This is a genomic window from Tessaracoccus terricola (assembly GCF_054776555.1).
Window position 1 is genome coordinate 657,625 of sequence record NZ_BAAHBS010000001.1, and the last position, 25,774, is coordinate 683,398.

Below are 25,774 nucleotides of genomic sequence, written 5' to 3' on the forward strand. Positions count from 1 at the left end.
AGTTCCCACCAGGGCGCCCAGTGTGGAGATTCCGAGGGTTCACCGTCGGAAACGCCACGCTGAGCGGTCGGGTCGGCGGCGCGGCAGCAGACTCAGGGGCCAGGCGCGCACGGTGTGGTGATTCTGCGGGTTCACCATCGGAAACACCACGCCGAGCGACTGGGGCCCTACTTCTCGATCAACGCCACCCCGTGCGGCACGTGGAAGAACGCATCCGGATGCACGGACCAAGTTTCTCAGGCCTCGCGCCGGGAGATGAGGTCATCAGGCCTGGCGAGCCCTTCCTGCAGGAGGTTCTCCGCGAGCGAGGAGTGAGTGGTTCGTTCACCCCAGGTGCCTCCTCACCAGGCTGTGTCGTCCGGGGAGGAGAACGCCCAAGCCCGGGACAGGTACTGCACCGACGCCGGCTCCGCGCCGCTGGCGTTGACCCAGTGGCGCAGCCGGACGCCCGCGTCCGGTTCTCCTCCGTTTCGGCGGACCACCTCGCGGTAGATCGTGAGCCACTGCGAGATCCCGGGCATGGGCGGGTACCAGCGGAACCCGCCGAAGTCGGCCTCTGTCAGGCTCACGAGACCACCGGGTCGCACCACCCTGATGGCCTCGCCGATCGCCGCGACCGGTTCTCCGAGGTGCTGCAGGACCTGGTGCATGTGCACGGCGTCGAAGGTGTCGTCCTCGAACTGGAGGGCCGTGGCGTCGGTTATGACCACCTCGATGTTGGTCATTCCTCGCTGGGCTGCCTGGCGACGGGTCAGGGCCGCGGCCTCCTTTGTGACCTCCACGGCGGTGACTCGACCCGCGACCTGCGCGATACCACAGGTGATGGTTCCGACCCCGGAGCCCACGTCCAGCACGTGGTCCCCGGGGCCCAGGCGGGCCAGCAGGTCCGGAGCGCAGCGCTCCGCTGTGCGCCAGGAGTGGGAGCGCTGTATTGCTGTGGCGTAGCCGAGCGTGTACCTGGCCGAGTCGGGCCCGCTCAGGCGCGGGGGTTGAACGGGTCCTTGACGCCCTGTCCCATGTCCACCCAGACGCTCTTCTCCTCGGTGTACTCGCGCAACACGTCGGGTCCGTTCTCACGTCCGACGCCGCTCAGGTTGTAGCCGCCGAAGGGGGTGGAGTACCCGGTCTTGCGGTAATTGTTGATCCACACGGTGCCTGCCCGCAGCTTGGAAGCGACCCTGTGCGCACGGGCCACGTCCCCGGTCCACACCCCGGCCGCGAGCCCGAACTTGGTGTCATTGGCGATCCGGACGGCGTCCTCCTCGTCCTTGAACGGGATGACTGCCGCGACGGGACCGAAGACCTCTTCCCGGGCGAGCATCATATCGTTGTGCACGTCGGCGAAGACGGTGGGGCGCACGAAGAGTCCCTTGTCCATCCCGGGAACCGTGGTGGGGACGCCGCCGGCGACGAGCCGGGCGCCGTCGCCCTTGGCGGCCTCGAAGAAGGACAGGACCTTCTCGTACTGGGGGCGGGATGCGATGGTTCCCATCTGGGTGTCGTCAGCCATCGGGTCGCCCACCTTGATGGCATCGGCCCGCTTGCCGAGGGCCTCCACTACCTGCTCGTAGATGCCCTCCTGCACGAGGATCCGGGAGCCCGCCATGCAGGTCTGCCCACTCGCACCGAAGATTCCGGCCACGAGCCCGTTCATCGCGCTCTCCAGGTTGGCGTCCTCGAACACGATGTTCGGTGACTTGCCACCCAGTTCCAGGGTGACGCCCTTCAGGGTGTCGGCCGCGGTGCGGGCGATGGCCTGGCCGGTGCCGGTGGCTCCCGTGAACGCAACCTTCGCCACGTCGGGGTGGGAGGTCAGTGAGGTGCCCGACGGGCTGCCCCAACCCGTCACGACGTTGAACACGCCCGGTGGCAGGCCGGCCTCGGTGGCGAGTTCGGCGAACCTGATGGTGGACACGGGCGTGACCTCGGAGGGCTTCGCCACGACGGTGTTCCCGGCGGCCAGCGCCGGTCCGAGCTTCCACACCAGGAGCAGGATGGGGGAGTTGAAGGGGGTGATCGCGGCGACGACGCCGAGCGGGTCCCTAACGGTGTAGTTCATCATGCCGCGCAGGTGGAGGGGGTTGGTCGTCCCCGTCGGCATCTGCGCCAGGCCGGCGTAGTAGTTGAAGAACTCCGGCAACAGCTTGGACTGCCCCACCATCTCACGCAGGAGTTTGCCGTTCTCCCTGACCTGCAGTTCGGACAGCTCCTGGGCGTGTTCGCCGACGAGCCGACCGAAGTCGATCAGGAACTTGGCCCGGTCGGCGGCCCGCCAGTCGGCCCACTCCCCGGTGAAGGCGCGCTTGGCGCTCTGGACGGCAAGGTCGACATCCTCGGCCGACGCGTCCGGGACGCGTGCCCAGCACTCGCCGGTGGCGGGATTCTCGACGTCGATCAGGTCGCGCCCGGCTGGGACGGTGATCTCCCCGTCGATGTAGAGGCCGAAGGTTTCAGGGGAATTGTTCATCACTGCTTCCTTGTAGTGGTGGTGTCTCGGGTGAAGTTCTCTGCGGCGTACCGGTTGTCCAGGGCGTCGTACGCGGGCTTGCGGACGAGGCTCTGGCGGAGGTTCCAGTCAGCCAGATCGTCCAGCACGGACAACGTGTCCCCCTCGGTCTTCAGCGACCGGAGGACCTTGGTCATGCCGGAGATGCCGGCACGCATGGCGGCGTTGGCGTAGAGGACGATCGAGTACCCGAAGGACTCGAGGTCCGCGAGCGGGAGTTGGGGGGTCTTGCCCCCTTCGACGATGTTGGCCATCACGGGGCCGTCCACCCGCCGGGGGATCTCCTGCAGCTCCGAGGTGGAGATCGGGGCCTCGACGAACGCCACGTCGGCGCCCTCCTCCAGGTACAAGTTGGCCCGCTCGATGGCATGGTCCAGACCCGCGACGCTGCGGGCGTCGGTGCGGGCGATGATGAGGACCTCGTGGTCATCCCGGGCGTCGGTGGCGGCGTGGATCTTGCCCACCATCTCCGCTGCCGTGATGATGTCCTTGCCCTCGAAGTGGCCGCACCGCTTGGGCGTGACCTGGTCCTCGATCTGGAGGGCGTTGGCCCCGGCGCGGACCAGTTCCCGAACGGTTCTGGTCATGTTGATGGCGTTCCCGAACCCGGTGTCCGCGTCGACGAAGACCGGTAGGTCCACCGCGTCGCGGATGGCCGCCACGTGTTGGGTCAGTTCGGACAGGGATACGAGCCCGATGTCGGGCGCGCCCAGAAAGGTGTTGGCCACTCCCGCGCCACTGACGTAGAGGGCCTCGAAGCCAAGCTCCTCGATCACCCTCGCCGTCAACGCGTTGGGTGCCCCCGGAAGGAGTAGAGGGGGTTGGCCCCGCTGAACGCGTGACCGGAGGGATCCTTCCATCTAGCTCTCCTTTGAGTTGGTGGGCGGGGCATCGTCGCCTCCGACCATGATTGACGCGGCATTTCGGTAGGACTGCAAGAGGTGCTCCTCCAGGAGACGCACGGCATCCTCGGTCCGGTGCTCCACCAGGGCGCCGAGAACCTGCTCGTGCTCCTGGAGGGCCGCCTGTGCACGGGCCGGCACGCGGGCCGAGCGGAGGCGTGCGAGCTGGATGCGGCGCAGTGCCGATTCGTGCGCCTCGGTGACCGCGTGGCTGTGGGCCAGACTGACCAGCTTCCGGTGGAAGTCGCGATCGCTCGGGTAGCTGGCGGCGGTGTTGCGCAGTGCGGTCCGAGTCTCCTCCAGCATGTCCTTGAGCTCGCCCAGCTGGTCCTCGCGGACCTGCCGGACCGCCCAGGTCTCCAGGGCGATGCGGAGCGAGTAGAGGTCCCCGAGTTCCTCGTCGTCGAAGTTCTTGACGAAGGTTCCTCGGTGGGCCTTGACTTCCAGCAAACCCTCACTGGCAAGGCGTTGGAGCGCTTCACGGAGCGGGCCTCGGCTCACCTCGAGCGATTCTGCGAGGGCCACCTCGTTGATCCGTTCGCCGGCGGGGAGCTCTCCGTCGAGGATCATTCCTCGCACGGTCTGCTCCACCAATGTGGCGTACGTCGCCCTCTCCACTCTTCCCGAGTTACGGCTACTCATTCGGCGTTTCCTTCTTCCACGTCAACTGTTGACAGTTGGCAGTTAGGGTGTGATCATCACATCCTAAGGATTGGCAGTTGTCAATCACTTTCCGTCAAAGTGGATGGAGGAGCAGATGCAGCCACACGTTGCGTCCCGTCAACCCATTTCCCTGGTCTTGGTCGATCTCCAGCGCGGCATGTGCGACGACGACGGCCCTGCCGGTGCAGGCGGACTCGCCGCGGCCGTGCGAGAGGGCAAGGTGCTGGAGCATGCCGCCGAACTCCTGGCGGCGGCCCGGTCCCGGAACTGGGACGTGACGCACGTCCACCTCGCGTTCGATCCCTCCTACGGAAACCGGACCAACAGGACGGCACGCTTCGAGGGCCACGAGGAGGCGCGACGATTCGTCGCCGGCAGCGTCGAGAGCGAGATCCGTGGGGAAGTGCGGCCCGTCGAGGGCGAGCACGTCGTGGCGAAGGGCTCCGTCAGCCCCTTCGCGTCCACCGGGCTGCTGCAGGCCTTCCTCGCCCGGGGGACGGAGAAGCTCGTCATCGCGGGACTCGCGACCCACCTGGCGGTCGAGTCGGCAGCCCGGGACGCGGCCGACCGCGGACTTGATGTCTACGTGGTCGAGGACGCCTGCGCCACCCCCGTCCCGGAACTGCACCAGCATGCCGTCAGCAAGACCATCCCGAGTTTCGCGACGGTCGTGAGCACCGCCGATGTCCTGTCGGGGGCGGATTTCGCATGAGCTTCGACGTCGTCGTGGTGGGTGGCGGCCTGGCCGGCTGGACGGGCGCGGTCTCCGCAGCTGAGTCGGGCGCACGTGTCCTCCTCCTGGAGAAGACCCCGAAGGTCGGCGGGAGCACGGTGCTGAGCGGAGGGTTCTTCGCCCTCGCGGGCACCCCCGCGCAGCGTGCCCTCGGCATCCACGACGACGAGAATCTGCTTGAGCAGGACCTCCTGGAGGTGGGGGAGTACCGCAATGACAGGGAACTCGTGCATGCCTACGCCGCCGGGCAGTCCGAGTTCTGGAACTGGCTCACCACGCACGGCTGGAAGCCCCTCGACGTGGAGTTGAGCTCGGGCCAGTCCGCTGCGCGCAGCCACCGATCCAGCACCAGGGACTTCATCGCCGCACTGGTTTCGCAGGGTGTCGAACTGGGAGTCGAACTCCGCACCGACACGAAGGTCGAATCGCTCGCGTTCGAAGCCGGCCGCGTGGTGGGCGTCAACACCTCCGAAGGCGAGATCCTGGCCCCGGCAGTGGTGCTGGCCACCGGTGGTTTCTCCCGGAGCGAGGAACTCCTCCAGCAGTACTCCCCGCAGAACGTGCGCGCCGTCCGAGTCGGCGGCGTGGGATCGACGGGCGACGGCCTGCGCATGGCCCTCGACGTCGGTGCCGCCGCAAAGGACTTCGAGTTTATCAAGGGGACTTTCGGGACGCACCCCAGCACCACCACCGACGAGCACCAGTTCCTGCTGGCCTACTACCTCGGCGCCATCATCGTCGACGGCAGCGGCCGCCGGTTCGTCGACGAGTCCATCAGTTACAAGCTCATCGGCGACGCCTGCGTCGCCCTTCCCGCCCCACTGGCCTACCAGGTGTTCGACCAGGCGATCCTCGACGCCGCACCCGAAGGGGTGGCCCTGTTCGATCCCCGGCCGATGGTCGAGGAGGGGAAGATCCTGAAGGCGGACACGCTGGAGGGACTCGCCGGACGCATAGGCGTGCCGGTGCACGCCCTCGTCAGCACCGTCGAGCGCTACAACGACGCCGTGGCCCGCGGCGCCCGCGACGACTTCGGACGGGCGGGCCTGGTGAACGGGACCGGGGAGCTGGTCCCTCTCCGCCAGGCACCGTTCTACGCCTACCCGAGCACCACCGCACTGATCGCGACCTACTGCGGACTCAGCATCGACGCCACCGCACGGGTGCTGGACGCCTCCGGCGCCCCCATCCCCGGCCTGTGGGCCGTCGGCGAGGTGACCGGTGGGTTCCACGGAGCCGCCTACATGACGGGCAGTTCGCTGGGCAAGGCCGCGTTCTTCGGCATCGAGGCGGGCAGCCGTGCCGCCGCCCACGCACAGGAAGAGGTGAGGATCCCGTGACGACCCCCGAAGACCGGTTGGTCCAGTTCGTGGCCCGGGCACGGCAGGAGGACCCGTCCCCCGAGGTCCTCGAGAAGGCGGCCCTGTGCCTGCTCGACGGTCTCTCCCTGGCCAAGGCGGCAGCACAGCACGAAGTGGTCCTGGCGGTCCACGACGTCGTCGGCCTTCCCCGCATCTACGCCGCCACCAGCTGGCCCACCGGCGAGCGCTTCTCCGCCACCGACGCGGCCTTCGTCAACGGCGTGGCCATCCATGCGTTCTTCCAGGACGACACGGACATGAACACCTGGGGACACCCCGCCTCGGTCGTCATCCCGGCCGTCGCCGCAGCCGCGGAACTGGCTGGCCGCGACCTACGGGCCCTCCTTCAGGGCCTGGCCGTCGGCTACGCGACGATGGCGTGGCTCGCCGCACACGAGGAGATCGCGCGGCAGTTGGTGGAGGGTGGCTTCCGGGCCAGCCCGACTCTCGGGGCGATGGCCGCGGCCATGGGCGCGGCCACCGTGCTCCAGCTGGACCCCGAGCAGGTCAGGTCCGCGCTGGGAATCGCCGCCGACTCGCTCGGCGGGACGCTCGAGCCGGTCCGTTCGGGGGCCCAGGACTGGCGCCTCCAGAACGGCTTCGCCGCCCAGCGGGGGCTCGTGGCGGCCCTGACCGCCCGTCGCGGCGTCCGCGGACCGGAGCATCCGCTGATGGGGCCGAAGGGATTCCTCGCCACCTACGGTTCCGGTGCGGTGCCCGAGGGCTGGCACCGGCCGCCGAGCTTCGACGCCCTCCTGGAGGTGTGGTTCAAGCCCTACCCCATCCTCGGGGACAACATGGCCCCCGCCGTCGCCGCCTCCACCCTGACGGGGAAGGTCCCGGCGCAGGAGGTCGAGGAAATCACCATCGGCATGAACGCGCAGTTCGCCGAGTACCCCGGCACCCAGTACGCAGGCCCGTTCGAACGCGTGGAGCAGGGCATCGCGAGCACTGCCTTCGGAGTCGCGGCCGTCCTGCTGCACGGGCCGTTCCAGTACTCGCAGTATCCCGAGCTGCTCGAGGACGAGGACCTGCTGCGCCTGGTCTCACTGACCCGGATCGAACCGGACGCGGCCCTGGGGTACCTGGAGGGCAGCGTCTGCGTCCGGACCAAGGACGGGGAGGTCTCGGCGCGGGCCGACGACGCGCCCCGCGAGTCCTTCTTCCGGGATCGGGCGACGATGCTCGACTTCCTCGACCGCCGCCACCAACCAGACGTGTCCGAACTGGCCACCGACATCTTCCGCGCCCTCGACGGGGCTGACTGGCCCGGCCCGGAGCGCCTCACGAACCACGACAGGAGAACATCATGACCGGAACCTACGACGTGATCGTCGTCGGTGGCGGCGGCGCAGGCCTGACAGCCGCCATCTCCGCGGCACTCGACGGGGCCTCCGTGCTGCTCCTCGAGAAGCAGCCGGAACTGGGCGGGAACACCGCGCGCAGCATCGGCTCCATCCCCGGAGCCGGCTCCAGGCTGCAGGCGGAGGCCGGCATCACGGACTCACCCTCGCAGTTCATGTCCGACGTCGACGCGCAGACGGGAGGCTCGTTCAACGAGCGTGGCCTCGGGCTGCTGTCCGAACAGTCCGCGAGCCTGGTCCACTGGCTGATCGACGAGGTGGGCATCCCCCTGACCCTGACCGAGGACTACCGCCACGTCGGGCACAGCGTGAATCGCCTCCACAACCCGCCCGGACGTGAGGGCAGGGTGCTGGTCCAGCACCTCGCGGACTTCGCCCGTTCCCGCGGCGTCCGCATCCAGACGGGCAGCGGGGTGGCCACCGTCGAGCACTCCGACGAGGACACCTTCGCGGTCCTGACCGCCACCGACACCTACAGCGCCCGGAACGTGGTCCTCGCCACCGACGGGTTCGGCGCCAACCGGGAGATGCTGCACGAGGTGGCGCCCCAGTACGCCGGCCTGTCCTACATGGGAGGGGAGGGCAACACGGGCGACGGCATCCGGCTCGGAACCGGACTGGGCGGCCACACCGCGAGCATGACTGCCGTCCTCGGGTTCGCCAGCATGGGCCTCCCCGACGACGAACCCTCGGCCTGGGCCACGATGGTGTCCTGGACAGCCGTCGAGAACGGCGGATTCATCGTGGACCCGAGCGGGGCACGGTTCGGGGACGAGTCGAGCGGCTACTCGGCCTTCGTCGACACCATCCTCGAATCGGGTGGTGGTGGCACCGTCCACGTGGTCTTCGACCAGCGGATCCTGAACTCCGTCAGCAAGTGGGAGGAGCGCTTCCGGCTGCTGGCGGAGCGGGAGGGGTCGCCGATCCGTCCCCTGGACCCGGACCACCCGCCCTTCGGACTGGACGCGGCCACGCTCCGCAACACCCTCGCCGCGTACGGCCGCGCGGCTGCGGGTGAGGCCGAGGACGAGTTCGGGCGTCGCGACTTCGGTTGGGCGCCGCTCGAGGGACCGCTCTACGTGGCGCGCTCCGAGCCCGCCGTCCTCACGACGCTGGGCGGCCTCGTGGTCGACGACCAGGCACGCGTGCTCCGGGCCGACGGCCACCCCGTCGCCGGGCTGTACGCGGCCGGCGGCACCGCGCAGACCATCGTCGGCACGGCCGGTGCCGGGGGATACATCTCCGGGGCAGGCCTCCTCGCAGCCCTCGGATACGGATTCCTCGCCGGGAGCAGCGCCGCCGCCCGGACGAACGGCACCGACGTCGAAACCTCACTCCCGATTGGAGCCAACGCATGAACCAGAATCCACAGACCGACTACGACGTCGTGGTGGTCGGGGCGGGCGCTGCCGGCCTCTCCGCTGCGCTCACCGCCATCGAGGAGGCGCCGAACGCCAGGGTCGTCGTGCTCGAGCGCGCCACCAAGGACCTCCGGGGCGGTAACACGCGCTGGTCAGGCGCCTACCTCAGGCTCGAAGCACCCACCACCCCCGTCTCGACGCTCGTCGACTACGGCATGGCTGCCTCGAGCGGCAATGCCCGCCGCGACTACTACGAAGCCCTGGTGGCAGCAGCGCCGAAGGCCTTCCAGTGGGTACAGGAGCGCGGAGTGGAACTCGCCCAGCTGCCCACCATCTTCGTCACCGCATCAGCGCCCAGGTACCAGCCTGTCGGCGGTGGCATCAGCATCGTCGAGCCTCTGTTCGCCGAGCTCGAGAAGACCAGCGTCGAGGTCCAGTACGAGACCGCCGCAAGGCGGTTGCTCACTGACGACTCCGGCGCGGTGACCGGGGTCCAGGTGGTGGGCCCGGACGGGACCCGCCGGGTCCTCGGCACCCGCTCCGTCGTCCTCGCCACCGGCGGGTTCCAGGGAAACCCGGAACTCATGACGCGCTACGTCGGCCGGAACGCCTACCGGATCCCACCGATCTCCATCGGTGGCGGACACAACCGCGGCGATGGCCTGCTCATGGCCCTCGAGGTGGGGGCCGACACGGACGGCCAGTTCGACCTGTTCCACGCCGAGCCCAAGGACCCCCGCAGCACTGCCGTGGCCGAGGCCGTGGTCATGATGTTCCCCTACGGCATCCTCGTGAACAGCTCCGGGCGCCGCTTCATCGACGAGGCCAGCAACACCGTCGACCTGACCTACGAGAAGGTCGCGCGGACCATCCTCGAGGAGGAGGGCAGCATCGCCTACGCCATCTTCGACCAGCGGGCGCCGCGGATCGAGGGTTGGGAGCATGCCGTGAAGACCGACGTCGAGCCGATCCGGGCGGACACCATCGAGGAACTCGCGCTCGCCATCGGAGTGGACGCGGAAGCGCTGGGTGCCACCGTCGCGCAGTACAACGCCGCCTGTCCCGGGGACGAGAGCAGCTTCCGGGTCACCAGCCTCGACGGCCTCGCCGCCGAACCTGCCGACCAACCGCGCAAGAGCAACTGGGCCCGCCGAATCGAGGAGGGGCCGTTCCTCGCCTACCCGCAGATCTGCGCCAACGTCTTCACCTTCGGTGGGGTGAGGACGGACAACGAGGCGCGGGTGGTCGACTCCGACGGGCACGCCATCCGTGGACTCTACGGGGCCGGCGAGATGACCGGCCTGTACTTCGAGGCCTACGCCGGATCCACCTCCGTCATGCGCTCGATCACCTTCGGCCGCATCGCCGGCCGCAACGCAGTCAATGAGAATCCGTCCAACCCAACCAGGTCCTGAGCCGACGACGGCCCAGACCCGAACCAGAACCTTGGACCGCGGTCCACAAACACACAAGGAGCCACTGATGTCTCGACGCAAGATCACAAGCACCATCTTCGCCGCCGGACTCGCAGTCACCCTCGCAGCCTGTTCCTCGACCGGCACCAACGGCGACGGCGGCGAAACAGCGCAGGGAGTCACCGACGACACCATCAAGATCGGACTGTTCGGACCCATGTCCGGACCCTCCGCCGTCTTCGGGAAGGGGATCAACACGATCGCCGCGATGTACGAACAGATCAACGCCGACGGCGGCATCAACGGCCGCCAGATCGAACTCATCATCGAGGACGACGAGTGCGCGGGCGACACCGCACGGCTCGCGATCACCAAGCTCATCCAGCAGGACCAGGTGTTCATGCTCCACGGCGGTGAGTGCAGCGGTGCCGTCACGGCAGCGATGCCCCTGATCGCTGAGTCCGGCATCCCCTACATCATCGCTGGTGCCGCAGCGCACTCGCTCGTCGACCCGCCCACCGTCAACGTCTTCCACGGCTGGGCCGACAACACCGGAGGCACCAACGCGGACGCCGCATTCGTGACGAGCTACGCCGAGCAGAACGGGGGTTCCGCCAAAATCGCGATCGTCACCCAGGCCGACGACTGGGGCAAGGGCTGGACGGACAGCTTCAAGACTGCGCTCGAGGAGTCCGGCAAGGCGGACTCCGTGGAGATCGTCACCGAGATGGACCTCGCCCCCGACACCACCGACGCCACCGCACAGGTGCAGAACGTGAAGTCGGCGGGAGTCGACCTCGCCGTCGTCTATGCCTACCCGGACCCGATGTCGGTGTTCCTGCGGAACAAGTCCCAGCAGGGGCTGGACATCCCCGTGATCACGGGACAGGGAACATTCCCCGAAGACCAACTGGACCGACTGGGCAGCGCTGAGACCGTCGGAACCTTCTTCTCGGCCTACTGCATGGCAGACACCCTCGACTCCGAGGCGCTGGCACCGTTCAAGGAAGCCACTGCCGAGTTCTACCCCAACGACGAGTTCGACCTGAGCTCCATGCTCGGCGCCACCGGCGTCCCGGTGAACGAGCAGATCCTCACCGATCTCGGCGACGACCTCACGTGGGAGTCCTGGATCGCGCAGGCCGAGACCATCAAGGACTTCGAGGCCGGGGCGGCCCAGCCGATCTCCTTCTCCGCGTTCGACGAGTCCGACCCCAGCACGCGGCTGGCGGTCAAGACCTGCAACCTCGCCTACCTGAACGAGGAGGACCCCGACAGCGGCATCGTGGTCATCGCGCCCGATTGGGCGGAGTGGGTCAACCGCTGATGACCACCTTCATCCAGAGTTTCGTCGCCGGCCTGTCCGAAGGCTCGATCTTCGCCCTGATGGCGTTGGGGATGGTGTTGGTCCTGCGGGCCACCACGATCCTCAACTTCGGCCACGCCGTGAACTTCATGGCTGCTCCGGTGCTCGTGCTCTTCCTGACCAAGGCAGGGCTGCCCCTGCTGGTCTCGAGCGCGATCGCCCTGGCGGCAGTCTTCATCCTCGGTCTCCTGATCGAGCGCCTCACCATCCAGCCCCTGTTCAACGCGGAGCACCTGCCCCAGGTGTTCGCGACGGTGGCCGTGCTGTTCATCGGCGAGGGCATCGTCCGCAGTCTCGTCGCCGTGCCCCAGCGCGTCGCGCCGATCATGGGCGACGCCGTCCTCCGGGTGGGCGGGGTGGCGCTGAACCCCCAGTACCTCCTGTCCATCGCCGTGCTGGTGGTGTGCCTGATCGCACTGGTCGTCGTGTTCCAGCGGACCTCGACGGGACGGATCCTGCGGGCCACCACCGAGAGCGTGCGGGGTGCATCCCTGGTGGGTATCAACACCAAGCGGGTGTTCCTCGTGACTTGGGCGGTCGCGGCCGTGCTCGGGGCCGTGGCCGGGTTGCTGGCGGCTCCCGTCTACCTGGTCTCGGCCGACATGGGGGCACGGGCCACCAACATGGCATTCGTCGGGATGGCCCTCGGTGGGTTCGGCAGCATCCCCGGCGCGGTCCTGGGCAGCCTCCTGGTGGGGGTCACCAACGTGCTGGCATCCACCTACATCTCAACCACCCTCGGCGACGGCGCCGGCTTCCTGCTGATCATGCTGGTCCTGTTGGTCCGTCCCCAGGGAATCCTCGGAACACCGTCAGGAGCCAGAGCATGAGCACACCGACCGAAACCGTCGACGTCGAGACCGAGGAGCGCCACGAGGGGGTCCAAGGGGGTGTCGAGGCCGGGGCACAACCCAAGCTCTCGGTCAGCGCCCGCGTTCCGGTCCCCGCCAAGATCGCCATCATGGTGCTGGCTGTTGTGGCGCTCATCGCGCTGCCTCTCGTGCTGGGCGACTACCGGCTCCTCCTGGCCAACATGATGCTGATCAACGGCATCGTCGTCCTCGGGCTCGTGCCGCTGCTCGGCTGGAGCGGGCAGTTCGCGTTCATCAGCGCCGCGTTCATGTCGATCGGCGCCTACACCGGAGGCCGACTGCTCAACGTGGTGGACGGCCTGCCGCTCGAGGTCGGCCTGGTGCTCGGCTGCTTGGCCGGCGCGCTGATCGGCCTCGCCTTCGGTGCGCTGGCCGTGCGGGTGAAGGGCTACTACCTGGCCGTGGTCACGGTCTCGTTCATGTTCGTCGTCGAGATGGTCGCCCGTGAGGGCGGCGAGGTGACGGGCGGAGTGGACGGGTTCCTGATCTCGGCGCCGCCGGTGCTGGTGCTGGGCATGAACCCGCTGCGGGGCGTGTCCACCTACTACATCGGCCTGGCGCTGACGGTGATCGTGCTCGCCTTCGTGATGTGGCTGCGCCGCACCTCCCTCGCCCGTGGCTGGGCGGCGCTGAGCGTCGACGAGAAGTTCGGCCAGGCCGTCGGCGTGAACCCGTACCGCTCCCGGTTGATCGCATTCATCATCGCCTCCGCGATCATCGGACTCGCAGGCGCTTGGTACGCCGTCGTGAACCAGTACGTCCAGCCCCACACGTTCGGGTTCGGCATGATGCTCACGCACTTCGTCTTCCTGATCGTCGGAGGCGTCAAGTCCCCGATCGGGGCATGGGTCTCCGCCATCGTGCTGACCTTGGCGTCGGAGTACATCCGTTCCTTCGCGGGTATCAGCGAGATCGTATACGGGGCCACGCTGCTCCTAGCCGTCCTGCTGATGCGTCGCGGTATCGCTGGAGTCATCGAGAAGATCACCCGGACCAGGGAGAAGTGGGCGTGATGAGCGAGCAAGTCCTGCGCTGTGAGGGCGTGACCGTGCGTTTCGGTGGCCTCCTGGCGGTCAACAACGTCTCCTTCACCATCGACAAGGGCACCGTTTTCGGGCTCCTCGGCCCCAACGGGGCCGGCAAGAGCACGTTGTTCAACAGCGTGACCGGGGTGGTCCGGACCAGCGAGGGTCGCGTCGAGTTGTTCGGCAACGACGTCACCGGGCTGCCCGCCCACAGCCGCATGCGGACCGGCGTCGCCCGCACCTTCCAGTTGGGTGGGCTGATCAAGGAGTTCACGGTCCTCGAGAACGTCGTGCTCGGCATCGACCACAAGACGCGGATCCAGGGGCGTCGGTTCGCCTCTGTGAAGCGCAAGCAAGTGCTGGAGGAAGCCCGACAGATCCTCGACGACCTCCAGCTCAGCGACTACGCGGAGTTCGAGGCCGGCGCGATCGGGTCCGGGACCCAGCGAGCGGTGGAGGTGGCGCGCTGCGTGGCCTCCGGGGCAGAGCTCATCCTCCTCGACGAGCCGGGAGTCGGTCTCACACCGCCGGATCGGGAGTTCCTCAAGGAACTGGTCTGGAAGTTGGCCGACCAGGGGTCCAGCGTGCTCATCACGGACCATGACACCGATCTCGTCCTCGGCACTGCCGAGACCGTGCTTGCGCTCGACCACGGAACGGTCCTGCTCGTGGGCTCGGCCGAGGAGGTCAGGAACGACCAGCGCGTCATCGACGCCTACCTGGGAACCACCGAGGAGGAATCCGCATGAACGACATCGCTCTGCACGTCGAGGGGCTCTCCGCGGAGCGCGGCGGCGTCGAGGTCCTTTGCGGACTGTCCTTCGAGGTGCCGGTCGGTGGCACCATGTGCCTGCTCGGGGCCAACGGCGCCGGGAAGTCGACGGCTGTCGACGCCATCTGTGGTCTCGCGAAGAAGCGCGGCGGCCGGGTGCTCCACAAGGGCTCGGACATCACGTCCGCCACTTCCCACCAGATCGTGCGTGGTGGCCTCGCCCAGGTCTCCCAGAACCGCGACCTGTTCCCCCAGATGAGCGTCGAGGAGAACCTGGTGCTGGGAGGAATCGCATCCAGGGGCCGGGACCGGGACATCAGCGTGGACGCCGTCTTCGAGAGCTTCCCGGTCCTCAAGGAACGGATGAGCCAGGCCGCGGGATCGCTGAGTGGTGGGGAGCAGCAGATGCTGGCCATCGGCCGTGCACTCCTCACCCAGCCGGACGTGCTCTTGCTGGATGAACCGACGGCCGGACTCGCGCCGATCATGGTGCAGCGGGTGGTCGACAGCATCAAGTCCCTGGCCACGTCGGGGCTGACGCTGCTGGTCATCGAGCAGAACGTCGAGGTGGCGATGGCCACCACCGACCACGTCGTCGTCCTGCGCCGGGGAGAGACCGTCTACTCCGGGACCAAGGAGGAGTTGGGTGCCGACTACCGGGCCGAGCTGACGAACTATTATGTGTGACGCGGTCTAGGTCAGCGGTTCGGAGGTCCCATCACCACCACGAGCATGGTTGCGATGGGGCCGAGGAAGATGGACAGCAGGAACCAGTTGAGCCGGCTGCGTCCCTTGAACTCGGCCAGTCCCGCGTTGATGCAGGCGAGCGTGAACCAGCCGAAACCGCCTGTGGCTGCAGTGGTGGGATCCATGGGCCAGACCATACGGTAGCGGCGGGGCGTCGCGAGTAGGATCTTCGGAGACGCCCCGCGTTTGCCTCGCAGGCAGTCGGCGGGGACAACCGAGGAGTCGCGATGCCGCGAGTACGGATTCACAATCTCTCCATCTCCCTGGACGGCTTCGCCACGGGCGAGCCGCAGACTGCGGAGGCGCCGTCGAGACCGTCTCCACTCCGAGCGGTGTGACGCACCTGACGTTCAGCAGGAGGCGTGGACCCCGCTCCGCCTGACATGGGGCAGGTCTACAGTTCGGGTCATGTCGCAGCTCGATCACATCGCCATCGCCGGACCGGACCTGGAGGCACTCGTCGCGTCTTTCCGTGACCTGACCGGGGTGAGGCCGGTCAAGGGTGGCAGTCACGAGGGCCAGGGCACCGCGAACTACCTCGTCGGGCTGGGGGAGGGCCGCTACATCGAGCTCATCGGCCCCGACCCCGAGCAGCCCGACCCCACCCAGCCACGGCCCCTGCGCGTCGACGAGGTGTCAGAGGCCACCGTCACCGGCTGGGCCGCCCGGCCCGACGACCTCGACGCCCTGGTCCGGTCCGCCCGCGATGCCGGCTACGACCCGGGACAGGTCCGCGACATGGACCGCCGCACCCCGGCCGGCGATCTCGTCGCCTGGCGCCTCACCCCACCCACCGGCGGGTTCGACGGCGTCATCCCGTTCCTGATCGACTGGCTGGACACCACCCACCCCTCCGGTGGGCTGCCAGAAGTCAGCCTGCGCAGCTTCACCATCACCCACCCCGACGTCGACGGCGTCCGCTCGGCCCTCGCCGCCGTCGATGCCCTCGGCCCGGTCAGCGCCGTGAAGTCCGGCGAGGCCGGCATCGCGGTGGAGCTGGACACGCCGAACGGTCGGGTTCGGATCGGCTGACCCCGGGGCGGCCAACTGGCCAAGCCACCCCGGGCAGTGGCAACCGTCAGACGCCCGTTGAGGGAAGGCCGGGCCTGGTCGGTGCAGGCGTGGCAGTGGGAGCCGCCGTGGCAGTGGGTGCTGCGCTGGGGGTCGGCGACGGTGCGGGTGCCGGGCTCGGGGACGGCGACGGTGTGGGTGCCGGGCTCGGTGACGGCGTGGGTGTCGGGGCGGGCTCCTCGGCCACGCCGGTCAGCACCAGAGCCACCGGGTCGAGGACGACCTCCTCGCCGGAAACCATGGCCGTGGCCGCGAGGGTCGCTGGGATGTCCAGCACGCCGGCGGCTGAGGGTCCGAACGTCGCGGTCACCGCGCACGTCACTCCGGGTTCCAGCGCGACGGTGGCACAGGCGTCCGCGTCGAGGGTCAGGCCCGCGACGTCGTCGGCCAGCAGTGAGACCAGCAGCGGCAGGTTGCCCGTGTTGGTCACCTCGAAGGAGCGGACTGCGGGCTCGTCGCCGACGACGACGGTGCCGAAGTCCAGGTCCGTGACGTCCACCGCGACGGCGGGTGCGGCCGCGAAGCCGGTCAGGGCGACTGTCACGGAGGTGGCGGCCGGGCCGTCGGCCAGGACTGCTGCGGCGTCGTCGGCCATCGGAGCCACAGCCCTCCGGGCCGCTGGGCCGGTCTCGCCGGGGACGCCCGTGCTGGCCTGGAGGATCGTGATGCTGCCGGCCTGCTCGCCGGTGGCGTCGGCGCCGGGGGAGTAGACGACGCTGAGCGTGCAGGTGGCACTCGCCTCGACGGGGGCGTCCGCGCACGTGTTGCCGAGCACCTCGAACGGGCCCTCCAAGACGGGGGCTGCGATCTCGTCCGAGACGTTGCCCGTGTTGGTCACCACCAGCTCAAAGGGCTCGGACTGGGTGCCGGCGAGGACTTCGCCGAAGTCCACGCCGTTGTCGGAGAGCCCGTCACCGGCGACCGCGATGCCGTGAACGGACCCGAAACCGGACAGGGCCCCCGTGGCGGTGAGTCCTCCCGGGAGGTGAAGCATCAAGTCAGCGGTGGTTGCTCCCGCGGTGGTGGCGGCGAAGGTGACCTCGGCCCGGCAGGAGTCGCCTGGTGCAAGGGAGTCGCACGTCGAACTGGTCACGTCGAACGGGGCGTCGGTGGTGACGTCGTCGATGGTGACATCAGCCTCGCCCTGATTGGTGATGGTGGCCGAGGCGGTGCTGGTGGTGCCGAGGTCGACCTCGCCGAAGTCGAGTGCACCCACGAGCACGTCTGCTGCCCGACCTTCGGCCGTGACGTCAACGGCCAGCGTCTGCGTTGCCCCATTGTTGGTGGTTTCGACGCTCACCGCACCGGTGCTGGTCCCTGCCGCGGAGGGCGTGAAGGTGACCTGTGCGGTGCAGGTGGCGTTCGCCGCCAGTTCGGTGCCGCAGGTGCCCCCAAGGTTGAAGGATGTGGCGACGTCGAGTGTCAGCGGCACGGCGACGTCGGCCAGGTTGGTGACGGTGAAGGACCGGGTGGCGGTGTGACCTACGGTGACGTCGCCGAAGTCGACGAGGCTGCGGTCCACCTGAATGGGTTCGCCCACGCCGGTCAGCTCGGCGGTGAGGCTGCCTGCGCTGGTGGCCAGTGCCAGTTCACCGGTGATGTTGCCGGGGACTGAGTGGCCGTAGGTGAGGGAGAGGGCGCAGGTGCTGCCGACGGGAACGGCGGCGGCGGTGCAGGCCGTCGAGTCCACGGTGATGGCGCCGGGTGCGGTGGCTGCGGTGACCGTGAGTGGGACGCTGCCGGTGTTCTCCACCACCAGGACCCGATCGGTCGTGGTACCGACGGCAGCCGTGCCGAAGTCGACCGACAGCGGGGCGAGCGTCGCGGCGTGGAGTTCGGCGAGGCCGGTGACACTCGCGGTGGCCGGGCCGTTGCTGGTGTTGACGGTGAGTTCAGCGTCGAGCTGGCCGGCGGCGTGGGGAACCCACTGGAGGGTGAGGGTGCAGGAGGCCTGCGGCTGGATGTTGTCCTCGCATGCGGAGGACACCGCCACGCCTGCGGGAGGGTCGATGCTCTCGACGGACATGGGGACGTTCCCGGTGTTGGTCAGGGTGACGGTCCTCGATGCGGTCGCCCCCACGTGGACGGTCCCGAAGTCGGCGGCGGTGACGGTGGCCGACCGGTTGGCGACGAGCCAGGTGTAGTGGGAGGTGAGAGTTGTGCCGTGGAAGAACTCAACTGCCAGGAACCCCTCCCCCGGCCCGGCTGTTTCGGTCAGCGGATTGATGGTCAAGGTGCACGAGTCACCCGGTGCAATGGGGTCCATGCACGAAGCCGTGGTAGGACTCGTGGACGAGATGGAGATCATGCGCGCCCGGACGTCGTAATCGCCGGTGTTGGTGATCACGAAGTCCCTGCTGATGGCCGAGTTCGGCTCGACGATGCCGAAGTCCCACGTGCTGGGCGTCAGGGTGGCTTCGTGGTCGAGCCCGACGCCGGTGGTGGGAACGCTGGTCCAGGTGCCCAGAGCGGTGGCGTGGATGCGGAGGCTTGGAGTGACGGTGCCGCGTTGCGTGGGGGCGAACCGGAAGCGGACGCACACCAAGCCGTCCTGACATTCGTAGTTGCCGCTGGGGTCCAGTTCGATGCCCTCGTCGGCGGAGGCCCCCATCGGGCCGGTGTAGCCGTTCGCGTCCACGGCGAACTCCACCCATGGGCCCGTCTCGCCCACCTTGACCGATCCCCAGTCGTAGGTGGCAGGTGTGACGATGATTGGGCTGTCCGCAGCGGCAGGAACCGCCGCCAATCCACCCATCAGTGCCAGCACCAGCCCCAGCAGCCCCATCAATGCACGTCGTGGCGCCAGTGGTCCACCTCGGTGATTCCCCATCATCTCCCCAATGTCCATGCAACGACTGTCCCGGGGCGAAATATAGGGACTCACGACGGCTGCGGGGGGCGATCCCAGAAACCAATCGGCGTGGAGTGGCTTGTGAGGGGCCGATGAGGCGTCAGGCAGGGCGTTTGTGCGCGGTTGCGAGGAACATCGGGAACGCCTGCGTGTGGCCGCCGTGGATTCCCAGTTCCTTGTCCACCTGGCCCGCGTCCTCAGTCGTGACGTCGGTGAAGCCCACGCCCTCCAAACGGCGGCGGAAGCTGTCCCTGTCGAAGCCGTGGTGGCCCTCGAAGTCGTCGCCGACGTGGGCGTGGAACGCGCCCTCCGGGTCCTTGTCCAGGTCCACCACGGCCAACCAACCGCCCGGGCGGAGCAGCGCGTGGACACGTGTCAGTAGCCGGTCCAACTCCGGGACGTGGTGGAGCGCCAGCATGCTCCACACGCCGTCGAAGGGTGCCAGATGCGGTTCCTCGGTGGTGAGGTCCAGTTGGAGTGCCGACATCTTGTCCTGGTGTCCCGCCGCGTCGATGTTTCGGGCCGCCACCTCGACCATGCCGCGCGACGCGTCACTGATCACCACCTCGCCCACCGCATCAGCCAGGTTGAGGCTCAACTGGCCCGTGCCCGCGCCGAGGTCCAGCACGCGCTCGTCGCCGCGGAGCGTCAGCCGCGTCCTGAGCAGTTTCGCGACGCGTCTGGCGCGCTGCAGTTTCGGCTCGTCGTCCCACGTGCTCGCTTCGTCGTCGAATCTGCTCATGGGTTCAATTCTGCCGGTGCGGAAGGCCCGTAGTGCGCCCTCCGGACCCGCCGCGGGGCCTGAGTGGGGCTGATGTGTTCGAGTTCCCGGTCAGGATCCAACGATTGTCGCAACACCCCTTGGCGAGGGAGGTTGTGATGAGGGGTTGGTTCCAGAGGAGGCCGAAGTACTCGTTGGAGCTGCACAAGCAGGTGTGGTGCCGGTTGGAAGCAGGTCAGCCGGTGGAGTCGATCGCTGCGGAGTTCGGTGTGTCGAAGTCGTGGATGTGGCTGCTCCACAAACAGGCTGGTGACATGTTCAAGCGTGTGAGGCAGTACTCGGGGCGGTATCTGGGGATGGCGGAGCGGTTCGAGATCGGCGAGTTGTTCCACGCCGGTCACGGGATCCGTCAGATCGCGCGGATGATGGGGCGTTGCCCTTCGACGATCAGTCGTGAGTTGCGCCGCAACGCCGCCGCCGGCAGCGCCGGCCCCGGGCTCAGGTATGTGCCGTGGGAGGCTCATCGGCAGGCGGTTGTCAGGCAGGCCAGACCGAAGGAACGCAAGCTGCAGCAACGGCCGCGGTTACGTCGGGTGGTGCGGGCCGGGCTGGACGAGAACTGGTCACCTGAGCAGATCAGTGGCCGGTTGAAGGTGGACTTCCCCGACGATGGTGACATGCGCATCAGTCCCGAGTCGATCTACCAAGCCATCTACGTCAAACCCGTCGGAGGGCTGGAACGCCTACTCAAAGCGGATTTGAGGTCCCGGCGGAGCGAGCGGCGCCGGCAGGGCAGACAACACCGCAAGGGCAAGACGATCCCCGATCTGGTCTCCATCCATGAACGGCCCGTCGACGTCGAGACCAGACAGGTTCCCGGTCACCATGAAGGTGACCTGATCGTGGGGTCCACCGAGTCGAGTTCGGCGATCGCGACGGTGGTGGAACGAGTCACCGGCTACACCACGCTGGTCCACCTGCCGCAGGGCCGCAACACCGCCCACGTCGTTGCCCAGCTCACCGCTGCGATGAACCAGTACCCGCCGGCGTTCCTGAAGTCGGTGACCTGGGACCGGGGCAACGAGATGTCCAGCCACAAGAACCTGACCAAGGCCACCGGGCTGGAGGTCTACTTCGCCGACCCCTACTGCCCCTGGCAGCGCGGCACGAACGAGAACACCAACGGGCTACTGCGTCAGTACTTCCCCAAGGGCACCGACTTGTCCATCCACTCCGCCGACTACCTCCAATTCGTCCAGGACCAACTCAACGACAGACCCCGAACGACTCGGCTTCCACACACCCCGTGAAGAGTTCCATAGACTCATCGCAGAAGACTCGGGTGTTGCGACCGCCCCCTGAATTCGGGCCGCAAAACGACCCCACTCAGCGGCCGGGGCCAGGTGGTCTGACCCACACGAGGGGATGGGGTGCGCGGTCAGTCGGCGAGGTCGAGGCCCGCGAACAGGTCCTCGGCCGGGCCGTCGCTCTTGGGGAACGGCACACCGGAGGCGTACAGGTAGGCCTCGCCCGCGCCGTCGAGCCTGCGCATGATCTCGAAGAACTGCCAGAACTCGTTGCCGGGGTCCACCTGGCTGCGGTGCGCCAAGAGCGCCTCGCTGGCCTGGGCGGCGTACTGGCCGTAGGGGACCACGGCGACGATCTGCGACGGGTCGGCGCTGCGGTCGCGGCGGCTCTCCTGCTCCTGCTCGTCGTCGAACAGGGTGATTCCCTGCTCCTTCGCGGCCACCACCGCCTCGTGCCACTTGAGCGTGTTGTGGGTGCTCCACAGCAGGCGGGGCACCTGCCAGGCCTCGCCGAGGTCGGGCCGGTGCGACGGGACGCCGGCCAACAGCGTCGCGTACATCGTGACGCGGTGCGCCTGGATGTGGTCGGGGTGGCCGTAGCCGCCGAAGGTGTCGTAGCTGCTGACGACGTGGGGGCGGCGATCGCGGATGACCTCGACCAGGTGGTTGGCGGCCTCCAGCAGGTCCGCGCTCCAGAACGCGCCCTCGGGGAGCTTCTCGTGGGGCGGCGGGCAGGCGTTGCCGAACTCGTCGCGGTCCATCCCGGAATCGTGGTAGCGGCCCGGGCCGCCGAGCCAGACGTGGTCCGTCACGCCCATGATCCCCAGCGCGACGGCCAGTTCCTCGATGCGGTGCTTGCCGAGTTCGGCCGGGCTGAAGTGCGCCCAGTCGTCGACGAGGATCTCGCCCATCTCGCCGAGCGTGCACGTCACCAGCGTCACCTGGGCGCCCTCTGCCACGTACCGGCTGAGGGACCCGGCCGACTGGCTGGACTCGTCGTCGGGATGCGCATGAACGAAGAGGATGCGACCGTTGGTACTCACGTCGACCCAGCCTAGTCGCTCGCGTGGGAGGCGGCCGGTAGGACGGTCAGCTGGTCAGGTCGTCGTGCAGTCTCTCGAGTTCCGTGCTCAGTTGCTCGGCACTGGCGACGGCGTTGTTGCGTTGGACGCCCACCTCGGTGAGGCGCAGGCTGAGATTGCGGGGTCCGTCGGTGAGGATGCAGCTGGTCCAGCCGGTCACCGAGTCCAGGTCGGTCTCCACCGGCAGGCCGGTCTCCGCGTCGACGGTGATGCCGCCCCGCTGCACCGTGCAGACCACCAGGTCCGACTCGTGGGAGACCAGCACGGGGGCGAGGGTTCCGTCGCCGGGGCCGCTCGACGGCAGCGACGGCGGCAGGATCCCGTTGACGATGGTGTACTCCACCCCACTGCCGCCCACCGAGTAGTACATCGAGGCGCCCTCGCCGCCGTAGGCGAACCGGTAGCTCTCCACCTGCTGGGCGAAGTGCTCGTCGAGGCGGGTGATGGCCTCGGCGTCCTGCAGGTCGCGGGGGAGGAGGTCGTCGCGCAGCAGGTTCATGACCTCGCGCGGGAAGGTGTCCGGGGTGATCTCCAGCGGGTCACCAGTGCCGTTGCCGGCGTTGAGTGCGAACCCGGTGCCCGCCACGCCCAACGCGATGCCGGCAGCCGCTGCCAGCGCGACGTCCACGCGTCCTCGTCGGGGCGGCTCCTCGGGTGGCGCCTGCGGGTCGCCGAGCTCCAGCAGCGGGGGCGCGTCGTCGTCGGGTTGGTCCCACACGGATGAGGTCCGCAGCCGCACGTCGGTCCCGCCGGGATGGCTGCCCGGCCGTTGGAACGGCTCGTCCGACATGGGCTCGATTCTACGCCCAACACGGCCGCGGGAGGCGGGCCGACGACGTCGCCCCGGAGCGCGCTCAACGCTACCCGAACCGCTCAACGCTACCCGAACCGCTCAGTGCTACCGTCACAGCGGTAGCACCCACGACAGGGGTAGCACGGAGCAACAGCGGTAGCGACGCACCCCCGCGCCTCCGCACCCCTGCGCCGCCGCGCGCCACCGCACTGTCGCAGCAGGCACAGTCAGAGCTCCACCGCAACACTGTTGCGCCGACGTCACGGTTGCGGGTGCGGGTGGGCGCTCTTGACCGACGGTGCGGGCGCGGCTGCGGCGGCCTGGGCCTGTCCGAGGGGCAGCATCCGCAGCATGATGTCGGTCACGGACAGCAGTCCGGTCTCCACGCCGTCCTCGCAGACCAGCGCCAGCTGCGTGCGACCCTCGCGCATCTCGCGCAGCGCCTGGGCCAGCAGGGTGCCGGCGTCCAGGCTCAGTGCGGGCCGTGCGAGGGAACCGGCGGTCTCGAGTTGGGCGGCGGCGTCCAGGGTGTCGCGCACGTGCACCACACCGATGGTCCGCCCGTCCTCGCGCACGAGGATGCGACGGTGCGCACTGTTGATGCTGGCGCGTTGGATCTCGGCGACGGTGGCCTCCGGGCCGACGGCGGTGATGTCGCCGCGGATGGCGACGTCGGCCACAGTCAGTTCCCGCAGGTCCAGGGCGTTGGCGAGGGTGGCGCGGTAGCCGGCGTCGAGTGCCCCGACGTTGGCGGAGTGCTCCACGAGGTGGCGCAGGCTGTCCGGGTCCTGACCCGAGGACAGCTCGTCCACCACGGGGGAGCCGGTCTTGTGCACCAACCAGTTGGCGGCGCCGTTGAGGCCCTTCAGGAGGGGGCGGGTCACGGCCATGAAGCCACGCATCGGCAGGGAGAGCAGGATGGCCGACTTCTCCGGGTGCGCGATCGCCCACGACTTCGGCGCCATCTCGCCCACCACCAGGTGGAGGAACGTGACGATGAACAGCGCCAGCACGAAGGCGACGACGTCGGCCACCGCCACCGGCAGCCCGGTGACCTCCAGCAGCGGCATCAGGGCGTGGTGCACGGCGGGCTTGGTGATGGCACCCAGCGCCAGCGTGCACACGGTGATGCCCAGCTGGGAACCCGCCAGCAGCAGCGTCAGTTCGGCGGAGTTCTTCAACGCCGCCCGCCCGGCCGCAGATTCCTTCGCGGCCTGCTCGAGCCGGTGCCGCTTGGCTGACATCAGCGCGAACTCGGCGGCCACGAAGAACGCGGACAGGAAGATGATCACGACCGTCCAGACGGTCACCCACAGGCCGCTCACGACTCCACCTCCTGTTCGCCCGTCGCGGGCAGGGTGAGTTCGATCAGGGACGGGACGTGGTTGTCGATCTCCAGCACCTTCGCGGTCAGGAAGCGGGGCTCCGGGTCGGACTCGGTGAGGTCCTCGGGTGAGGGCGGCAGCTCCACCTCGGTGGTGTCGCCCTCCTTGGGGAGGCCGCCGAAGTTGTGGATGACCAGCCCGGCGACGGTCTCGTAGTCGCCGCGCGGCAGGCCCTGGTGGATGGTGCGCTCGACCTCGTCGACGTGCACCTCGCCGCCAACCTGCCAAACGCCGTCGCCCATCTCGTCGAGCTCCTCGGGCGGGTTGGGATCGTGCTCGTCGGTGATGTCACCGACGACCTCCTCGGCCAGGTCCTCGATGGTGATGATGCCGGCGAAGCCGCCGTACTCGTCGACGACGCAGGCCAGCTGCTCACCCGCCTGGTCCATCAGCGTCAGCGCGTCGGGCAGGGCCATCGACTCCGCCACGACGAGGGGCTCGTCGGCCAGTTCCTCGATGGGACGGTCCTGGCCGACGCCGGCGGAGAGCACGTGCGTGAGGTGGATGATGCCGATGATCTTGTCGTCGTCGTCCACGACGGGGTAGCGGGTGTGGCCGGTGGCCATCAGCTCCCGCACCTCGGAGGTGGGCGTCCCGGCGCGCACCACGTCGATCCGCGGCCGCGGGATCATGGCGTGCTCGGCGTCGCGGTTGGGGAAGTCCAGGATGCGGTCCAGCAGGATGGACAGCTCGGGGGACAGGTCGCCCGTCTCGCGGGAGGCGTCGATGAGGCGCTCCAGGTCACGGGCCGTGGCGGAGTGCTCGACGTCGTGGACGGGCTGGATGCGCAACAGCTTCAGCAGCCCCTCGGCGGCGCGGTCGAACACCCAGATCAGCGGTCCGAAGATCGCCAGGTAGATCTGCGTGCTGCGGGCCAGCCAGCCGGCCACCTTGGTGGAGTTGGCGATGGAGTAGTTCTTGGGGAACAGCTCGCCGAACAGCATCTGGATGAAGGTGGAGTAGGCGATCGCCAGCACGCCGCCTATGCCGACGGCGATCGCGGTGGTGGCGCCCGGCGCCAGTTCCGCCAGGGCCTGGCCGATCAGCGGTTCCGCGACGTAACCCACCAGCAGGCCTGTCACGGTGATGCCGAGCTGGGCCCCGGAGAGCATGAAGGAGGTGCGCCGCGTGATGTCCAGGCTGCGTGCGGCGGCTGCATCACCCGCGGCGGCGCGGGCCTGCAGTTTGGAGCGGTCTACCGCCATGTAGGCGAACTCCTGGGCCACGAAGTATCCGGTGGCGACGGTGATCAGCAGGACCACCACCAGGCCCACGAGCAGTGACACGACCGGTGTCATCGGGCTGCCCCCATCCTCGGGGGCCTGAGACTATGGGATTTCATCTCTGGGCCCCCCGGGTAGACGGGGGCTCGGGTTGGGACGGCTGGTCCATGATGCCTTTCGACGTGCGACGTTCGTGGGCCGATTCTAACGTCCTCCGGCGGTCCACCGGACACCCAGTTGTGCACTACCACAGG

At 68.5% G+C, this 25,774-nt stretch carries 23 protein-coding genes; 12 read left to right on the top strand and 11 right to left on the bottom strand.

From position 1 onward, the window contains the following. Positions 1 to 341: 341 nt before the first annotated feature. Genes ACYU7G_RS02930 through ACYU7G_RS02945 form a run of 4 tightly spaced genes read right to left on the bottom strand, consistent with a single transcriptional unit; the run spans position 342 to position 4,050 of the window. Entirely contained in the window at positions 342 to 1,028 is a 687-nt protein-coding gene (locus ACYU7G_RS02930) for a class I SAM-dependent methyltransferase (RefSeq protein WP_461105138.1), read from the bottom strand. Then, positions 977 to 2,467, bottom strand: a complete 1,491-nt coding sequence (locus ACYU7G_RS02935; protein WP_461104588.1) for an aldehyde dehydrogenase — start codon at positions 2,465 to 2,467, stop codon at positions 977 to 979. The genes ACYU7G_RS02930 and ACYU7G_RS02935 overlap by 52 nt, the downstream gene beginning before the upstream one ends. Beyond that, the gene (locus tag ACYU7G_RS02940; protein ID WP_461104590.1) at positions 2,467 to 3,366 is read right to left on the bottom strand and encodes an isocitrate lyase/PEP mutase family protein; all 900 of its coding nucleotides are present in this window, start codon (positions 3,364 to 3,366) and stop codon (positions 2,467 to 2,469) included. Before ACYU7G_RS02940 ends, ACYU7G_RS02935 begins: the two co-directional genes overlap by 1 nt. Then, positions 3,367 to 4,050 (bottom strand): GntR family transcriptional regulator, encoded by a 684-nt coding sequence (locus tag ACYU7G_RS02945; RefSeq protein WP_461104592.1) that lies wholly within the window; start codon positions 4,048 to 4,050, stop codon positions 3,367 to 3,369. Positions 4,051 to 4,165: 115 nt separating this feature from the next. Between ACYU7G_RS02945 and ACYU7G_RS02950 the strand changes: the two genes are divergently transcribed. From ACYU7G_RS02950 to ACYU7G_RS02995, 10 genes are all read left to right on the top strand, one after another. After that, positions 4,166 to 4,783, top strand: a complete 618-nt coding sequence (locus tag ACYU7G_RS02950; RefSeq protein WP_461104594.1) for a cysteine hydrolase family protein — start codon at positions 4,166 to 4,168, stop codon at positions 4,781 to 4,783. Beyond that, entirely contained in the window at positions 4,780 to 6,144 is a 1,365-nt protein-coding gene (locus ACYU7G_RS02955) for an FAD-dependent oxidoreductase (protein ID WP_461104596.1), read from the top strand. Before ACYU7G_RS02950 ends, ACYU7G_RS02955 begins: the two co-directional genes overlap by 4 nt. Beyond that, positions 6,141 to 7,478, top strand: coding sequence for an MmgE/PrpD family protein (locus ACYU7G_RS02960; RefSeq protein ID WP_461104598.1), 1,338 nt, complete (start codon positions 6,141 to 6,143; stop codon positions 7,476 to 7,478). The genes ACYU7G_RS02955 and ACYU7G_RS02960 overlap by 4 nt, the downstream gene beginning before the upstream one ends. Then, on the top strand, positions 7,475 to 8,887 hold the full coding sequence (locus tag ACYU7G_RS02965) for an FAD-dependent oxidoreductase (RefSeq protein WP_461104600.1): 1,413 nt from the start codon (positions 7,475 to 7,477) through the stop codon (positions 8,885 to 8,887). Before ACYU7G_RS02960 ends, ACYU7G_RS02965 begins: the two co-directional genes overlap by 4 nt. Then, entirely contained in the window at positions 8,884 to 10,305 is a 1,422-nt protein-coding gene (locus ACYU7G_RS02970; protein WP_461104602.1) for an FAD-dependent oxidoreductase, read from the top strand. The genes ACYU7G_RS02965 and ACYU7G_RS02970 overlap by 4 nt, the downstream gene beginning before the upstream one ends. 67 nt (positions 10,306 to 10,372) lie before the next feature. After that, a complete protein-coding gene (locus tag ACYU7G_RS02975) occupies positions 10,373 to 11,632 on the top strand; it encodes an ABC transporter substrate-binding protein (protein ID WP_461104604.1) in 1,260 nt (419 codons plus the stop codon). Continuing rightward, complete coding sequence (locus ACYU7G_RS02980) at positions 11,632 to 12,501, top strand: branched-chain amino acid ABC transporter permease (RefSeq protein WP_461104606.1); 870 nt, start codon at positions 11,632 to 11,634, stop codon at positions 12,499 to 12,501. The genes ACYU7G_RS02975 and ACYU7G_RS02980 overlap by 1 nt, the downstream gene beginning before the upstream one ends. After that, positions 12,498 to 13,556, top strand: a complete 1,059-nt coding sequence (locus ACYU7G_RS02985; RefSeq protein WP_461104608.1) for a branched-chain amino acid ABC transporter permease — start codon at positions 12,498 to 12,500, stop codon at positions 13,554 to 13,556. Before ACYU7G_RS02980 ends, ACYU7G_RS02985 begins: the two co-directional genes overlap by 4 nt. Next, on the top strand, positions 13,556 to 14,317 hold the full coding sequence (locus ACYU7G_RS02990) for an ABC transporter ATP-binding protein (protein WP_461104610.1): 762 nt from the start codon (positions 13,556 to 13,558) through the stop codon (positions 14,315 to 14,317). The genes ACYU7G_RS02985 and ACYU7G_RS02990 overlap by 1 nt, the downstream gene beginning before the upstream one ends. Beyond that, positions 14,314 to 15,027, top strand: coding sequence for an ABC transporter ATP-binding protein (locus ACYU7G_RS02995; RefSeq protein ID WP_461104612.1), 714 nt, complete (start codon positions 14,314 to 14,316; stop codon positions 15,025 to 15,027). Before ACYU7G_RS02990 ends, ACYU7G_RS02995 begins: the two co-directional genes overlap by 4 nt. Positions 15,028 to 15,038: 11 nt before the next feature. Here ACYU7G_RS02995 and ACYU7G_RS03000 read toward each other — a convergent pair whose 3' ends face one another. Next, on the bottom strand, positions 15,039 to 15,212 hold the full coding sequence (locus ACYU7G_RS03000; protein ID WP_461104614.1) for a hypothetical protein: 174 nt from the start codon (positions 15,210 to 15,212) through the stop codon (positions 15,039 to 15,041). Between the two features lie 283 nt (positions 15,213 to 15,495). Between ACYU7G_RS03000 and ACYU7G_RS03005 the strand changes: the two genes are divergently transcribed. Further along, a complete protein-coding gene (locus tag ACYU7G_RS03005; RefSeq protein WP_461104616.1) occupies positions 15,496 to 16,119 on the top strand; it encodes a VOC family protein in 624 nt (207 codons plus the stop codon). A gap of 46 nt (positions 16,120 to 16,165) precedes the next feature. Here the strand turns inward: ACYU7G_RS03005 and ACYU7G_RS03010 are convergent, their stop codons facing one another. Both ACYU7G_RS03010 and ACYU7G_RS03015 read right to left on the bottom strand, forming a co-directional pair. Continuing rightward, positions 16,166 to 18,943: a choice-of-anchor D domain-containing protein gene (locus ACYU7G_RS03010; protein WP_461104618.1), complete on the bottom strand. Its 2,778-nt coding sequence runs from the start codon at positions 18,941 to 18,943 to the stop codon at positions 16,166 to 16,168. Positions 18,944 to 19,109: 166 nt separating this feature from the next. Continuing rightward, positions 19,110 to 19,751, bottom strand: a complete 642-nt coding sequence (locus tag ACYU7G_RS03015; protein WP_461104620.1) for a class I SAM-dependent methyltransferase — start codon at positions 19,749 to 19,751, stop codon at positions 19,110 to 19,112. Positions 19,752 to 19,888: 137 nt separating this feature from the next. On the opposite strand from ACYU7G_RS03015, the gene ACYU7G_RS03020 reads away from it, so the two are divergent. Next, positions 19,889 to 21,040, top strand: coding sequence for an IS30 family transposase (locus ACYU7G_RS03020; protein WP_461104622.1), 1,152 nt, complete (start codon positions 19,889 to 19,891; stop codon positions 21,038 to 21,040). 128 nt (positions 21,041 to 21,168) lie between these two features. Here the strand turns inward: ACYU7G_RS03020 and mshB are convergent, their stop codons facing one another. The 4 genes from mshB to ACYU7G_RS03040 form a co-directional block, all read right to left on the bottom strand. Next, complete coding sequence (mshB, locus tag ACYU7G_RS03025; protein WP_461104624.1) at positions 21,169 to 22,080, bottom strand: N-acetyl-1-D-myo-inositol-2-amino-2-deoxy-alpha-D-glucopyranoside deacetylase; 912 nt, start codon at positions 22,078 to 22,080, stop codon at positions 21,169 to 21,171. A gap of 46 nt (positions 22,081 to 22,126) precedes the next feature. Next, the gene (locus ACYU7G_RS03030; protein ID WP_461104626.1) at positions 22,127 to 22,909 is read right to left on the bottom strand and encodes a hypothetical protein; all 783 of its coding nucleotides are present in this window, start codon (positions 22,907 to 22,909) and stop codon (positions 22,127 to 22,129) included. Positions 22,910 to 23,172: 263 nt separating this feature from the next. Continuing rightward, positions 23,173 to 24,237 carry a hemolysin family protein gene (locus tag ACYU7G_RS03035; RefSeq protein WP_461104628.1) on the bottom strand — a complete coding sequence of 355 codons (1,065 nt, stop codon included), beginning with the start codon at positions 24,235 to 24,237 and terminating at the stop codon, positions 23,173 to 23,175. After that, positions 24,234 to 25,595, bottom strand: a complete 1,362-nt coding sequence (locus tag ACYU7G_RS03040; RefSeq protein WP_461104630.1) for a hemolysin family protein — start codon at positions 25,593 to 25,595, stop codon at positions 24,234 to 24,236. Before ACYU7G_RS03040 ends, ACYU7G_RS03035 begins: the two co-directional genes overlap by 4 nt. Between the last annotated feature and the right edge of the window lie 179 nt (positions 25,596 to 25,774).